General features: G+C 30.5%; 16 protein-coding genes. 13 read left to right on the forward strand and 3 right to left on the reverse strand.

Annotation, left to right across the window (positions count from 1 at the left end; translation table 11 throughout):
• Nucleotides 1–35: 35 nt before the first annotated feature.
• The 3 genes from fusA to rpsL form a co-directional block, all read right to left on the reverse strand.
• Entirely contained in the window at nucleotides 36–2,111 is a 2,076-nt protein-coding gene (fusA, locus tag AVBRAN_RS00955; RefSeq protein ID WP_214117489.1) for an elongation factor G, read from the reverse strand.
• 12 nt (nucleotides 2,112–2,123) lie between these two features.
• Nucleotides 2,124–2,594 (reverse strand): 30S ribosomal protein S7, encoded by a 471-nt coding sequence (gene rpsG, locus AVBRAN_RS00960; protein WP_214117488.1) that lies wholly within the window; start codon nucleotides 2,592–2,594, stop codon nucleotides 2,124–2,126.
• A 78-nt stretch (nucleotides 2,595–2,672) separates the two neighbouring features.
• On the reverse strand, nucleotides 2,673–3,080 hold the full coding sequence (gene rpsL, locus AVBRAN_RS00965) for a 30S ribosomal protein S12 (RefSeq protein WP_214117487.1): 408 nt from the start codon (nucleotides 3,078–3,080) through the stop codon (nucleotides 2,673–2,675).
• A 170-nt stretch (nucleotides 3,081–3,250) separates the two neighbouring features.
• On the opposite strand from rpsL, the gene AVBRAN_RS00970 reads away from it, so the two are divergent.
• The 13 genes from AVBRAN_RS00970 to AVBRAN_RS01030 are packed head-to-tail and all read left to right on the forward strand — an operon-like array spanning nucleotide 3,251 to nucleotide 15,013.
• Nucleotides 3,251–3,640, forward strand: a complete 390-nt coding sequence (locus AVBRAN_RS00970) for an NAD(P)H-quinone oxidoreductase subunit 3 (RefSeq protein WP_214117486.1) — start codon at nucleotides 3,251–3,253, stop codon at nucleotides 3,638–3,640.
• Nucleotides 3,622–4,122 carry an NADH-quinone oxidoreductase subunit B gene (locus AVBRAN_RS00975; RefSeq protein ID WP_214117485.1) on the forward strand — a complete coding sequence of 167 codons (501 nt, stop codon included), beginning with the start codon at nucleotides 3,622–3,624 and terminating at the stop codon, nucleotides 4,120–4,122. Before AVBRAN_RS00970 ends, AVBRAN_RS00975 begins: the two co-directional genes overlap by 19 nt.
• Complete coding sequence (locus AVBRAN_RS00980) at nucleotides 4,122–4,913, forward strand: NADH-quinone oxidoreductase subunit C (RefSeq protein WP_239803316.1); 792 nt, start codon at nucleotides 4,122–4,124, stop codon at nucleotides 4,911–4,913. Before AVBRAN_RS00975 ends, AVBRAN_RS00980 begins: the two co-directional genes overlap by 1 nt.
• Entirely contained in the window at nucleotides 4,913–6,139 is a 1,227-nt protein-coding gene (gene nuoD / locus AVBRAN_RS00985) for an NADH dehydrogenase (quinone) subunit D (protein ID WP_214117483.1), read from the forward strand. The genes AVBRAN_RS00980 and nuoD overlap by 1 nt, the downstream gene beginning before the upstream one ends.
• Nucleotides 6,136–6,363, forward strand: coding sequence for an NADH-ubiquinone oxidoreductase subunit E family protein (locus AVBRAN_RS00990; protein WP_214117482.1), 228 nt, complete (start codon nucleotides 6,136–6,138; stop codon nucleotides 6,361–6,363). Before nuoD ends, AVBRAN_RS00990 begins: the two co-directional genes overlap by 4 nt.
• Nucleotides 6,360–7,007, forward strand: a complete 648-nt coding sequence (locus tag AVBRAN_RS00995; protein WP_239803317.1) for a hypothetical protein — start codon at nucleotides 6,360–6,362, stop codon at nucleotides 7,005–7,007. The genes AVBRAN_RS00990 and AVBRAN_RS00995 overlap by 4 nt, the downstream gene beginning before the upstream one ends.
• Nucleotides 6,997–9,402 (forward strand): NADH-quinone oxidoreductase subunit G, encoded by a 2,406-nt coding sequence (locus AVBRAN_RS01000; protein ID WP_239803318.1) that lies wholly within the window; start codon nucleotides 6,997–6,999, stop codon nucleotides 9,400–9,402. The genes AVBRAN_RS00995 and AVBRAN_RS01000 overlap by 11 nt, the downstream gene beginning before the upstream one ends.
• Entirely contained in the window at nucleotides 9,395–10,390 is a 996-nt protein-coding gene (gene nuoH / locus AVBRAN_RS01005; RefSeq protein WP_214117479.1) for an NADH-quinone oxidoreductase subunit NuoH, read from the forward strand. Before AVBRAN_RS01000 ends, nuoH begins: the two co-directional genes overlap by 8 nt.
• Nucleotides 10,391–10,399: 9 nt before the next feature.
• Nucleotides 10,400–11,071 carry an NADH-quinone oxidoreductase subunit NuoI gene (gene nuoI / locus AVBRAN_RS01010; protein ID WP_214117478.1) on the forward strand — a complete coding sequence of 224 codons (672 nt, stop codon included), beginning with the start codon at nucleotides 10,400–10,402 and terminating at the stop codon, nucleotides 11,069–11,071.
• On the forward strand, nucleotides 11,064–11,573 hold the full coding sequence (locus AVBRAN_RS01015; RefSeq protein ID WP_214117477.1) for an NADH-quinone oxidoreductase subunit J: 510 nt from the start codon (nucleotides 11,064–11,066) through the stop codon (nucleotides 11,571–11,573). Before nuoI ends, AVBRAN_RS01015 begins: the two co-directional genes overlap by 8 nt.
• Nucleotides 11,570–11,848, forward strand: coding sequence for an NADH-quinone oxidoreductase subunit NuoK (gene nuoK, locus AVBRAN_RS01020; protein WP_214117476.1), 279 nt, complete (start codon nucleotides 11,570–11,572; stop codon nucleotides 11,846–11,848). Before AVBRAN_RS01015 ends, nuoK begins: the two co-directional genes overlap by 4 nt.
• Entirely contained in the window at nucleotides 11,845–13,644 is a 1,800-nt protein-coding gene (gene nuoL / locus AVBRAN_RS01025) for an NADH-quinone oxidoreductase subunit L (RefSeq protein ID WP_239803319.1), read from the forward strand. Before nuoK ends, nuoL begins: the two co-directional genes overlap by 4 nt.
• On the forward strand, nucleotides 13,637–15,013 hold the full coding sequence (locus AVBRAN_RS01030) for an NADH-quinone oxidoreductase subunit M (protein WP_214117474.1): 1,377 nt from the start codon (nucleotides 13,637–13,639) through the stop codon (nucleotides 15,011–15,013). The genes nuoL and AVBRAN_RS01030 overlap by 8 nt, the downstream gene beginning before the upstream one ends.
• Nucleotides 15,014–15,022 lie beyond the last annotated feature (9 nt).

Below are 15,022 nucleotides of genomic sequence, written 5' to 3' on the forward strand. Positions count from 1 at the left end.
TGAAGAACTAGGGATTAAAATCCCTAGTTTAGATATTACATATTTCTTTTTTTGATGATTTCTTCAGAAACATTTCTTGGAACTTCACTATAGTGGTCAAATTCCATTGAATATGTAGCACGACCTTGTGTTTGGCTTCTTAAGTCAGTTGAATATCCAAACATTTCAGCAAGTGGGCAGAATGCTGCGATGATTTTATTTCCACCACGCTCATCCATACTATTTACTTGACCACGGCGTTTATTTAAATCTCCAATTACATCACCCATATAATCTTCAGGTGTTTCAACTTCAACTTTCATAATAGGTTCAAGTATTACAGCACCAGCTTTTCTAGCACCTTCTTTAAAGCCCATTGAAGCAGCTAATTTAAATGCCATTTCGCTTGAATCAACTTCGTGATAACTTCCATCAAATAGTGTAACTTTTACGTCTTCTACAGGATATCCAGCTAAAACACCATTTTGTAATGCTTCTTGAATACCTTTATCAACTGCAGGAATATATTCTTTTGGAACAACCCCACCTTTAATATCATTAACGAATTCGTATCCTTTACCTGGCTCAAGTGGCTCAAGGCGTAAGAATACATGTCCATATTGACCACGACCACCAGATTGTTTTGCATATTTGTATTCTTGCTCAACGCTTTGGCGGATTGTTTCACGATAAGCAACTTGTGGCTTACCTACTTCAGCATCAACTTTAAATTCTCTAAGCATTCTATCTACGATAATTTCAAGGTGTAATTCACCCATACCTGAAATAATAGTTTGTCCGCTTTCTTCATCAGTTGAAACTCTAAAGCTTGGGTCTTCTTGTGCAAGTTTATTAAGTGCGATACCCATTTTTTCTTGGTCAGCTTTAGTTTTTGGTTCAACTGCAACACTAATAACAGGATCAGGGAAATCCATTTTTTCTAAAATTACTTTATCTTTTTCACTTGCTAAAGTATCACCTGTTAGTGTATCTTTTAGGCCTACGATAGCACCAATTTCTCCAGCATAAAGTTCTTTAATTTCCTCACGCTTGTTTGAGTGCATTTTTAATAAACGACCAATTCTTTCTTTTTTATCTTTTGTTGCATTGTAAGCATAACTACCACTTTCAAGTTTTCCACGATAAACACGAACGAAAGTAAGCTGTCCAACGAATGGGTCAGTCATAATTTTGAATGCTAATCCTGCAAATTCGCCATCATCAGTTGATTTAACACTTGTTTCTGTGCCGTCTTCATATTGACCACGAATATCTGCAACTTCATCAGGAGCTGGTAAGTATTTTACAACAGCATCTAGTAGTGGTTGAACACCTTTGTTTTTGAATGCAGTTCCGCAGCACATAGGAATAATTGATAAATCAAGGCAACCTTTTTTGATACCTTTGTAGATTTCATCGTTTGTTAATTCTTCTCCACCTAGGTATTTATCCATTAGTTCTTCACTAGTTTCAGCAACTGCTTCTACTAATTTTGTTCTATATTCTTCAGCTTTTTCTTTTAAGTCAGCTGGAATTTCAATTTCTGTATAATCTGTTGGTTTTTTATCATCATCCCAAACATAAGCAACCATTTTTACTAAATCAACTACACCACGGAATGTGTCTTCAGCACCAATTGGAATTTGAATTGGAACTGGATTAGCTTTTAAACGATTTTTAATTTGTGCTTCAACATTATAAAAATTTGCTCCAACTCTATCCATTTTATTTACGAATACTATTCTTGGAACATGATATTTATTTGCTTGTCTCCATACGGTTTCACTTTGTGGTTGAACTCCACCAACAGAGCAAAATACTGATACAGCACCATCTAAAACCCTCATTGAACGCTCAACTTCAATAGTAAAGTCAACGTGGCCTGGGGTGTCAATTAGGTTGATTTGGTGGTCTTTCCAAAAGCAAGTTGTAGCAGCTGAAGTAATTGTAATACCACGCTCTTTTTCTTGCTCCATCCAGTCCATTGTAGCTGTACCTTCGTGAGTTTCACCAATTTTATGACTCATACCAGTAAAGAATAAAATTCTTTCTGATGTTGTAGTTTTTCCTGCGTCAATGTGCGCAGCAATACCAATATTTCTAACACGAGATAAAGGAGTTTGTCTTGCCATTTTAACTCCTTTTTACCATCTATAATGTGCAAATGCTTTGTTCGCTTCTGCCATTTTGTAAGTATCTTCTTTTTTCTTGAATGCTGCACCTTTGCTATTTGCTGCATCCATTAACTCACCTGCTAATTTTTCAATCATTGTTCTTTCGCTTCTTTTTCTAGCGTTTAGAATAATCCAGCGAATTGCTAGCGCTTGTTGGCGAACAGGGCGAACTTCAACAGGAACTTGATAAGTTGCACCACCAACACGGCGTGCTTTAATTTCTAAAACAGGTTTTACATTTTCAATAGCATCATTAAATATATCTATACCTTTAACTTCGCTATTTTTAGACGATATTAAATCAATCGCACCATATAAAATTTCAGTAGCAACAGATTTTTTACCATCATACATTAATGAATTAATAAATTTTGTAATTACTTTACTACCATAAATAGGATCAGCTAGAACTTCTCTAACTTGTGCTCTTCTTCTTCTCATTTTTTCCTCTTCAACTTTAAATTATAATTTACTCAAATTATGCCGCATATCTAAGCTGCAAATCTGTGAAACTCGTTTTTATTTTTTGCCTTTTGTAGGAGCTGCTGCTTGACCTGGCTTTGGTCTTTTTGTTCCATATTTTGATCTTGAAACTGTTCTCTTTGCAACACCTGCAGTATCTAAAGCACCACGAACGATGTGATACTTAACACCTGGTAAGTCTTTAACCCTTCCGCCACGCACTAAAACGATGCTGTGTTCTTGTAGGTTGTGTCCTTCACCACCAATATAACTAATAACTTCAAATCCTGTTGTTAATCTAACTTTTGCAACTTTTCTTAACGCTGAGTTAGGTTTTTTAGGAGTTGTAGTATAAACTCTTGTACAAACGCCACGTCTTTGTGGGCAATCTTTTAACGCTGGTGATTTTGATTTAACAATCACTTTTTTGCGTTCTTTTCTAACCAATTGATTTATGGTAGGCACGTTTCATCCTTTCAAAAAATTTATTAAAAAGTCGTGATTATATAATATTTTTCTTAAAAAAGTTTTAATACTTTTAACCTTAATTGAGAACAAGAAATAATTAAGTTTTTTTCACTATCATTTACGAATTATTTTTTAGTAAATCCAAAAAAATTTTGAAAGGAATTAAAATGTCTAGTTCAGATGTGGATATTCAGTATTTCGGCATTTTAGCAATGTTAGTTATTGCTACAGGCTTATTTTTTGGACTAGTTTTTTTAGCAAAAACAATAGGAAATTCTTTAGCTAGAAAAAATAGAAAAAAATTAGGCTTAGGACCTTATGAGTGCGGACCTTTACCGCAAAAACAAGCAGTTAAAATAAATTCACAATTTTTTATTTTTGCTTTAATTTTTATCTTGTTTGATATAGAAGTTGTTTTTATGTATCCTTGGGCTTTAATGTATAAGCAATTAGGACTTTTTGCATTGATTGAAATGGTTTGTTTTTTTGTTTTACTTTTAGTTGGTTTTATCTATGCGTATAAAAAAGGAGCGTTACAATGGCAGAGCATCAATTAAACACAAATGGAATGCCAATAGCTTTAACTTCGGTAGATAAGTTAGTTGGTTGGGGTCAAAGTAACTCTTTATGGGCATTTTCTTATGGTCTTGCTTGTTGTGCTATTGAGATGATGGCTGGTGGTGGTTCAAGGTATGATTTTGATAGATTTGGAACTATTTTTAGAGCAAGTCCAAGACATAGCGATGTAATGCTTGTAGCTGGAACTCTTAGTAAAAAACATGCAGAATTTACAAGAAGATTATACGATATGATGCCTGATCCAAAGTGGGTTATATCTGTTGGTAGTTGTGCAAACACTGGTGGTATGTTTAATACTTATTCAACGGTTCAAGGTGTTGATAGGATAGTTCCTGTTGATATTTATGTTCCTGGTTGTGCTCCACGCCCTGAAAGTTTTCAATTTGCTTTAATGATACTTCAAAAGAAAATTAGAAAAGAAAAAATATCTAAAAAAATAGCAGCAAAAAGGTTGGTGTAATGAGAGAATATAAAGACAAGATTAATGCGCAAAAGCAAGACTACTACAAAGATAGATTTTATCACGCACCACAAACTACTAAAATTGATATAAAAGGTAGTGAATTTGAATATTTATTTGATGAGTTTAATAATAATTTTTCTGTTTTAAATTCTTTTATTGAGCTTGATATTGCAGTTTTTATAATCAATAAAGAAGATAATTTAAAGGCTTTAAGAAAGGCTAAAGATTTAGGTTTTACAACTTTTACTGAATTGATTTGTTCTGATTATTTGGCTAAAGATAATTCTTATGAAGTTCAATATCTTTTATTAAATATGAATAAAAAACAAAGGCTTAGAATAGTTACAACCTGTAAGGCAGATGAAGCTATCGAGAGTGGAGTTTGTGTATTTAAGGGTTTAAATTGGTCTGAAAGAGAAGCTTATGATATGTTGGGTGTAAATTTTATTAATCACCCTAACTTAAAAAGACTATTAATGCCTGATGATTGGTTTGATTATCCACTTAAAAAATCTTATCCTTTAGAAGGAGATGAATTTGCCAAATGGTATGAAATAGATAGAATTTTTGGTAAGGAATATCGTGAAGTTGTAGGGCCTGAAAATCGTGATTCAGGAAGAGTTGATTGTAATGATACAAATAATTTTTCTAGAATTTATCACGAAGTTCCAAAAGGAGCTGAGCCTATTAGTATTGCTTATAAACAAGAATATCAAGAAGATGAAGGCGTAATGTTTGTTAAGAAAGTTAAGCGTGCTGATTCAAAATTCATAGAAGGAAGAAGATAATGCAAATACCATCAAAGTTAAAACCTTATTATGAAAATGTAGCCTTTAGTAAAGAAGATGGCAGAATGATTATAAATCTTGGTCCTCAGCACCCAAGCTCACACGGAAACTTAAGATTAGTGTTAGAGCTTGATGGGGAAAAAGTAGTTAAATGCACTCCAATGATTGGTTATATGCATCGTGGTATGGAAAAAATGGCTGAAAATATGATTTATCAAGAATTTATTCCAACTACTGATAGAATGGATTATGTAGCAGCAAGTGCAAATAACTATGCTTATGTAGCAGCTGTTGAGAAGCTTTGTGGTTTAGAAATTCCTAGAAGAGCTCAAATCATTAGAATGATGTTATTAGAATTAAATAGACTTGCTAGTCATTTATTATGGCTTGCAACTCACGCACTTGATATTGGAGCAATGACTGTATTTTTATATTGCTTTAGAGAGCGTGAATATGTTATGGATTTAATAGAAAAATATTGTGGTGCAAGACTTACACATTCATCTATGAGAATAGGTGGTGCAATGCTTGATTTACCAGCTAATTTCACTCAAGAATTATTAGCATTTTGTGATAAATTCCTAAACGATGTAAAAGATTATGAAACATTACTTGATGATAATAGAATTTGGCGTCTTAGAACAGAAGGCGTTGGGGTTGTTACAAAAGAACAAGCATTAAGCTGGGGTTGTAGCGGCGTAATGCTTCGTGGAAGTGGAATTGAATGGGATATTAGAAAAGAAGAGCCATATTTACTTTATAATGAAGTTCAATTTGGTGTTCCTTTTGCAAACCAAGGAGATACTTACGCAAGATATAAATGCTATATGCAAGAGTTTCGTGAGAGTGTAAAAATACTTAGACAATTAGTGCCTATGTATAGAGAGAGTTCTCCTGAATTAATTTGCAACAATAAAGAATTTGTAAGTGCAAGTAAAGAACAAATTATGACTCAAAATTATTCTTTAATGCAGCATTTCGTATTAGTTACTCAAGGTCTTCGCCCACCTGTTGGAGATGTATATGTGCCAACAGAAAGTCCTAAAGGAGAGCTTGGATATTTTATTAAAAGTGATGGTTCAACTAGACCTTATCGTCTTAAAGCTAGAACTCCTAGTTTTTGGCATTGTTCGTTTTATGAAGAGCTTTTGGTTGGAACTTATGTGGCTGATGTTGTGGCTATTATGGGTTCAACAAATATTGTTTTAGGGGAGATTGATAGATGAGAAGAATTGACCTTAGAAAAAGTAAAGATTTATTTGCTGATTTAAAAACTCATATTGATAATGCTAAAGCTAATGAAGTTTTGGTTGTTTTATTTGAAATCGGAGATTTTTCTAATATTGATAAATCTTATGAATTTGTAGCTAATAATAATTGTAAGATGATGAACTCACTTAAATTTAATCAAAGTGATTGGACTATAGTTATTAAAAAGGAAGCAAAATGAAAATATTAAGCTTCTTAAATTATGCAAGTAAAGAAGTCTTAAGTCATTTTAGCCAAGATGAAATAGTAAATATCGGTAGTTTTTACGATGAGAGATTAAAACAAAAATTTTATAAATGCGAACTAGGAACCGAAAGCTATGTTTTAGCATTGTTTTGCACTATGCTTGATTTAAGCGAATTTGATATAGGCGAACTTAGTGCTGAGAGTTGTTTTGGAGAAGAAGAAGCTAGTGAGATTTTAGAATTTTTAAAGAGTGCTGATTTAATTTTATTAGATAGTAATTTGCTTTATCATAAAGACAAAAATATATATTATTTTGCAAGTAAATTGGCTAAACATTTTGATTTAAAACTTATGTTTGATTATGAATTAAAAGATGTTGAGTTGGTTGAATTAGATGATAATAATGGGCTTATTTTATATGAATGTTTAGATAATGATGATTTTATAGTAAGTCCAGCTTTTGCAAATCTTGCAAGAATTAAAGAATTTGATTTAGTAGAAATTAAAACAAAAACTAAAATATTAAAAAAGAAAGTAAAAATTGATAATAGTTTAAAAGGATTATTTGCATTAAGTAAAAAAGATAATGCTTATGCGTTTAGTCCTTGTGTGGTTAAAGGAGTAAGCAATGAAAATTAACATTAATGGTAAAGAATGCTTAGCTAATGATGGCGATTATGTTTTACAAGTTGCTCGTGCTAATGATATTTTCATACCTGCAATTTGCTATTTAAATGATTGCAGCCCAACTTTAGCTTGTAGAATGTGTATGGTTGAAATTGATGGCAAACGCTCATACGCTTGTAATACTAAAGTAAAAGATGGAATGCAGGTATTAAGCAATACTAAAGAATTATGGGACGAAAGAAATGCTATTATGCAAACTTATTGCATAAATCACCCATTACAATGTGGAGTTTGTGATAAAAGTGGAGAATGTGAATTACAGAATTTTACGCATAAAGCACAAGTAGATACTCAAAATCATTGGATAAAAGAAATAGATAGAAGACATCAAGATTGGGGTGCTTTACAATATGACCCAAGTCTTTGTATAGTTTGTGAAAGATGTATTACCGTATGTAAGGACAAAATCGGAGATAGTGAGTTAAAAACTATAGCTCGTGGTGGAGATGCGCCTGATAAAGATTTTAAAGATACTATGAGTAAAGATGCTTATGCAGTTTGGACAAAATTTCAAAAATCACTAATAGCTCCACAAAATGGAACAACTTTAGATTGTCAAGAATGTGCTGAGTGTGTTAGTGTTTGTCCGACTGGTGCAATTATTAATAAGAATTTTCAATATCGCTCAAATGCTTGGGAACTTACTCGCATACCTGCTAGTAATCCACATAGTAGTGATTGTGAGCTTATGTATTATGATGTTAAACAAAGAAGTATTAAAGATAATACTAAGATGGTTTATAGAGTTTCAAATGATTTTCATTTTACTACTTTAAATAAGGCTGCAAGATTTGCTTATGATATAGCAAGTGATTGTAAAGGTAAAGATGAAGTAGAGTTTAATCGCTTAGTATCGTTGTTTAAAGATAATAAAATTAAAAATGTGAAATTTAATAGCTATATAACAAATGAAGAAGCATATATTTTAGAATTACTTAGACAAAAATATGGCTTTAATTTAGTAAATAATGAAGCTTTATGTTTTCAAGATTTCTTAAAGACTTTTTGCGCTCATTCAGGTAGTTTTTATAATGCAAGTAGTGATGATGTTAAAAAATCTGATTTTATCGTAATTGCAGGAAGTTTTTTAAGACACGATAATCCTACTTTATCTTATAAAGTAAATAATGCAATTGTTATGAATAAGGGTGCTGGGCTTTATTTTCATCCTATTAAAGATACAAAATTTTCAAAAATTGCTAAGAATTTCGTAAGTGTAAATTGTGATTATGGTAAAGAAGCTCAAGTTTTAGAATTTATTTTACAATATTTTGCAAAAGACTTGCCGCAGAATTTAGCATATATCAAAGACGCTTTTTATGAAGAACAAATTGAAGTAGAAGTTAAAAGTAAAGATGCTGAAGGCAATGAGATTAAAGAGAAAAAGCAAGAAACAATCAAAAAATCAAGCCTAGCTAAAGAATTAGGATTTGATGAAGATAAATTAAAAGATTTATTACTTAAAAAAGCTAATTTTACTTTAATTATCGGAAATGATTATTTTTACCATGAAAATGCAAAATATTTAGCGTATTTACTTGCAAATATTCAAAAATTAACTGATTTTAAAGTTATGTTAATCCCACCACGCACTAATACTTTAGGTGTAAGTTTATTGTGTAAATTAAGTAAAGCTAGTGATGGTTTTACTCTAGGATATAATGAGCGTGGAGATTTCTCATTTTCAAATGATGAGCATAATAATCTTGCTAGTTCAAATCTACTTGAGCAAGAAGGAACATTTGTAAATTATGATAAAAGGCTTGTTCCTACGAATGCTGCACTTAAATTTAAAGGATATTATTTAAATGATTTAGCAAATGCTCTTGGATTAGATGCACTTTATACGATTGAATATACAGAGCAATTACCTAAAGATAAAGGCTTTTTAAATATTGCTTTTGATGATTTGACAAATCATTATGATAATGCAGGAAATAATCATCGTGGGTATTTAATTGATACTTGTGAGTTTGTAAAGAATTTAAAACAAGATAATCAAATTCCACAAAATATAAAATCAACTTGCGAATGTAAAAAAGATGATATTGTAATACTTGCAAACCCAATTGGAAATCTATCAAAATATACTAATAAATCAAGCTTTTTTAACGAATGTGCTTCACTTTACGCAAGTAAAGATTATCTAGCTAAACATAATTTAAAAGAAAATTCTATGGTTAAGATTTATGATGATAAAGATGAAATTATTATAAAAGTAGTTTTAGATAAGAATATTGAAAATGGTGCTTATTTACCTACTTTTGATGATAAGATTAATCCTTATAAATTCTTTAAAACAAGACGCTACTATGCGTTAAATATAAAGGAAATTAGCTATGAGTGAGACTATGTTTTTTATAATCGTTACGCTGATTAAATGTCTTTTAGTAATTGCAATTTTTGCTTCATTAGCTGGATTTGCAACTTATTTAGAAAGAAAGGTTTTAGGTTATGTTCATAGAAGACTTGGGCCTGATATGGTAGGACCTGCTGGTGTTTTACAAATTGTTCCTGATATGATTAAATTATTTACAAAAGAAGATTTAATCCCATATATGACAAATAGTAAAGTATTTAAAGTAGCTCCTTTAGTATCAGCAATTTGTGCTTTTATGGCTTTTGCTGCTGTGCCGATTTTTCCTGAATTTACATTATTTGGGCATACGATAAAACCAATTATTGCTGATGTAAATATAGCAGTTTTATACATTGCTGGATGCTCATCACTTTGTGCTTATGCTATATTTTTAGGTGGTATGTCAAGTTCTAGTAAATATCCTTTAATAGGTGGTGCTAGGGGGCTTGTTACTATCATATCTTATGAAGGCGTTAGTGGTCTTTGCTTATTAGCTGTTGTTTTATTAACTGGTTCTATGAGCTTAGTTGATATTAACGCTTATCAAGAAGGTGGAATTTTATCTTGGTTAGTATTTAAACAACCAATTGCATTTGTTTTATTTACAATAGCAATTTTTATTGAAACAAACAGAACTCCTTTATGTCTAGCAGAAAACGACCCTGAATTGGTTGCAGGTTATGGCACTGAATATAGTGGTCTTCGCTGGGGAATGTTTTTTATAGGTGAATACGCTAGTATGATTTTAGGCTCAATTTTGATTACTTTATTATTTTTAGGTGGATATAACGATTTTTATTTCATACCAGGCGCTATTGCTATGATTTTAAAAATATGCTTTGTATTTTCTTGGTATTTTTGGGCTAGGGGGACTTTCCCACATTTAAGGGCTGATCAAGTTATGAGAATGAGCTATTTGATATTATTACCTGTTGCGGGTGCGAATTTAATCATAACTGCGTTATTGGCTTTATAAGGAGAATATATGAAAAAATATTATGTAGTAGATGAAAAAAGAAAATTAATTCTTACTCCTTATGAAAAATTTATAAGAAGTGTTAAAAGATGTTTAAATACTGATTTAATCAGCGGTTTAGCATTTATAATTAATGAAACCTTAAAAAGGGGTAATTCAGCAACTATTAAATATCCAATGGAAAAAATCAAATTAGATAATCGTTATCGTGCTGTGCATAGATTGCAAAGATTTATTGAAAGCGAAAATGAACGCTGTATTGGTTGTGGGTTGTGTGAAAAAATTTGTATTTCAAATTGTATTAGAATGGAGACAAAATTAGGCGATGATGGTAGAAAATTAGTAAGTAATTATTCTATTAATCTTGGTCGTTGTATTTATTGTGGATTTTGTGCTGAAGTCTGTCCTGAACTTGCTATCGTGCATGGTGTTGAATATGAAAACGCAGCAGAGCAAAGGTCATATTTTGCACATAAAAAAGATATATTAACTCCAATTGATAATCTAATTAATCAAGTTGAATTTGAAGGTGCTGGAAGTTTAAGAGCTGATGCTGATGATTTTGTAAAGGTTACACCAAATTATTATGATGTAATGAAGGCAAGAGAAAGTGAAGCTTCAATTTCAAATTCTAGCGATACAAAAGAAGATAAAACAAATAAAGAGGCAAAAGATGTTTGAGTTAATTATATTTTATATTTTCGCTGCTTTAGTTGCGGGATTTTTTATAATTGCGGTAAGTTCTAAAAATATTTTATATTCTCTTAGCTCTCTTGCTTGCGGAATGGTATTTTTAAGCGCTCATTATTTTTTATTAGGAGCAGAGTTTTTGGGTGCTGCTCAAATTATAGTATATAGTGGTGCTGTTTTAGGGCTTTATAGTTTTGCTATGATGTTTTTTGATTTAAGCAAAGAATTAAAAGAAAAGCTAAAACATAAAAAAACTTTTTTTAGTTTAAGTATTTTAGCGAGTGTTCTTATGATAATTATGACTTTAGGATTTAAGTTAAATTTATCTCAATCAAGTTTATTGGTTAGTGAAGAGCTTGAAAATACTCGTAGTTTAGGGATTATTTTATTTACAAAATACCTTTTAGCTTTTGAGATAGTTGCAGTGGTTTTACTAATGGTAATAATAGCAGCTATCGTGCTAGTAGCAAAGAAGATAAAGGAAGAACAATGAATTATTTATTATTATCAATTGTATTGTTTTTGATTGGTTTAGTAGGAGTATTAAAAAGACAGAATTTAATAATGTTTTTTATATCTACTGAAATAATGTTAAATGCTGCAAATTTAGCTTTTGTAGCAATTTCAAAAATGCACAATGCTTTAGATGGGCAAGTTTTTGCTATTTTTATTATGGCAATAGCAGCTTGCGAAGTAGCTATTGGGCTTAGCTTTTGTGTGATTAAATATAGACGCGATAAAAGTCTAGATTTTGGAGAGTGCAAATGAGTTTATTATGTGTTTTATTTTTACCATTATTAAGTGCAATTTTTGCAGGAATTTATTCTTTTTCTCCAAAAAATAAAGTAATAGGTTATTTTTGTTCTTATTTAATGCTTTTAGCTTGTATTTTTGCTTTTATATCTTTATATTATTTAGCAGATAAGAATTTGTATATTAGTTTGGGTCATTGGATAGGAATTTTAAATGTTAATTTCGGCTTTTTAATAGATTCTGTTAGCCTTACTATGATGTGCGTTGTAACATTAGTTGCTACTTGTGTGCATTTTTATAGTATTTATTATATGGAACACGATGAAGGCTTTAATAAATTCTTTGCATTTTTAGGCTTGTTCGTATTTTGTATGTTAATTTTAGTAATGAGTGATAATTTTTTATTATTATTTGTTGGATGGGAAGGCGTTGGTCTATGCTCTTGGTTATTAATCGGCTTTTGGTATCAAAATGAAAAATTCTCATTAGCAGCAAATGAAGCTTTTATTATGAATAGAATAAGCGATTTTGCAATGCTTTTAGGAATATTTTTAATATATTTTAATTTCGGCACTTTAAGTTATAAAGAAGTATTTGCTATATTAAGCTTTCACGAAATGTTAAATCCTAATTTATTAACTTTAATTGCTGCTTTATTATTTGTTGGTGCTATGGGTAAATCAGCTCAATTTCCATTCCATACTTGGCTAGCAAATGCGATGGCAGGTCCAACACCAGTTTCAGCATTAATCCACGCTGCTACGATGGTAACTGCTGGTGTTTATTTGGTAATTCGCTCTCACGATTTATTTTCGCAAGTTCCAAATGTAAGTTATTTTATAGCTTGTTTAGGTGCTTTTGTAGCTTTATTTGCTGCTTCAATGGCAATTGCTGCAAAAGATTTAAAAAGAATTGTGGCATTTTCTACACTTTCTCAACTTGGATATATGTTCGTAGCTTGTGGTTTAGGAGCTTATAAAATAGCATTATTTCATTTAGTAACTCACGCATTTTTTAAAGCATTATTATTCTTAGGTGCTGGAAATATTATGCACGCAATGCACGATGAATTAAACATTTACAAAATGGGTAAATTGTATAAACCTATGAAAGTTACAGCAGTTTTAATGATAATTGCAAGTTTAGCTTTAAGTGGTATTTATCCATTCGCAGGATTTTTCTCAAAAGATAAGATTTTAGATTTTGCATTTGTAACAGAGCATTTTGGCTTATATTCTGTTTTATTATTTACAGCGTTTTTAACAGCGTTTTATAGTTTTAGACTATTAATGATGGTATTTTTTGCTCCAAAAAATCACACAATCCATCCACACGAAGCAAAACCTATAGCATTAATTGCAATGCTACCTTTAGCAATATTAGCAATTATTGCAGGTTTTTGGGATAGTAAATTCTTTGAATTTATTAGAATTCCTATGCAAGAATTACACCATAATTATGTATTAATTGCTATTTCTTTAGTGGTTGCTATAGTAGGAATTGTTTTAGCTATAGTAGTTTATAAAAATGGTGCAAAAGAAACTTGCAATTGTAAATATAAAAAGCTTTTAGAAAATGAATATTACATACCTAAATTATATGAGATTATTTTCATACAACCTTATAAATGTTTAGCTAAAGTATTAACAGGATTTGAAGAAGGTCTATATTCATTTATTTTTGAATGTCCTAAAAAGCTTTTAAGTCTTGTTTCTTGTGAGAACAAAAACAATAACTTAACTCTTCACATTGTGTTTATTTGTGCATTTTGTGTGTTTTTACTTTTAACAATGGTGGTGATATATGCTTAGTTTATTGATATTTTTACCTTTAATTTTTGGGGTTAGTGCATATTTTATAAATGATAAGGCTTCTAAAATTAGTGGAATTTTATTTTCTTTTATAATTTTATGCCTTAATTATTATGTGATAATTGATGAAATTCATACATTTAATTATACTTTAATAAAAGCTTTTAATTTTGGGATTAATTTAAAAGCTGATGAGATAGCATTTACTTTAGCTTTTGTGGCAAATCTTATGCTATTTTTGTCAATGTGCTTTTTTTCTAAACAAACAAAAGACTTTTTAATAAGTGCTATGATTTTAAGTGCTTGTATGAATGGTTTATTTTTAGCAAATGATGCTTTATTATTTTATATTTTTTGGGAAGTTTCATTATTTCCACTTTTATATTTAATGGTTAAAAACAATGAAGCAAAACTAGCTAGGTCATTTTTTGTATTTGCATTTTTAGGCTCAATTTTTATGCTACTTGCTATGATTTATCTAGCTTATAATGCAAGAGTTAATGATGCGATTTTAAATTTTGACATTAGTTATTTCTCAACTACAAATTTAAGTCCTATTGAAAATACTTTATTATTTATAGGATTTTTCCTAGCATTTGCTATAAAAGCTCCTATTTTTCCATTTCATAGTTGGGCTATTAAAACTTATTCAAAAGCACCTAATTTTGTTTCTGTAATGCTTGCAAGTTTTAAAATGGCGCCTTTTGGAATGATTAAGTTTTGCCTTCCTTTATTTGCTGTTAGTATTAATGAATTTAGTGGGATAATTTATACATTATGTATAATTTCAGCAATTTATGCAGCACTTCTAGCAAGCAATGCGAAAAATTATAAAGAATTAAGTGCAATGAGTTCAATATCACACTTAGGAATTATTTGTTTAGGTATTTTTTCTATGCATCCAATTGCTTTAAGTGGAGCTGTTGTTTATATGGTAGCTCATGCTATTGTAAGTGGGGCAATGTTTTTTTACGCTGAAATTTTAAAAGATAATTACAAAACTTATAATCTAAGTGAGTTAAAGGGCTTAGCTAAACATATGCCTTATTTGACATTTATTTTTGGAGTTTTATTATTTTCATCAATTTCTTTACCACTTACTATAAGCTTTGCAGGTGAGTTTTTGGTTCTTTATGGAGTATTTGCAGCTAGTAAGATGGCTGGAGTTTTTGCTACTTTAGTTGTGATACTTGGAGCTGTTTATATGCTCAATATGTTTAGAAATAGCTTTTTAAGTAAAGAAAATGAAGCTAAAGACATAAAGGTTAGTTTATCTAAGATAATAATTTTATCTTTCATAGCTTTGATTATAATTGTATTTGGAGTAAATCCTAATATAATTTTAGATTATATCAACTTTGCGGTATAAGGAGATAGA

It is taken from the genome of Campylobacter sp. RM12651, from assembly GCF_022369475.1.
GTDB lineage: Bacteria > Campylobacterota > Campylobacteria > Campylobacterales > Campylobacteraceae > Campylobacter_E.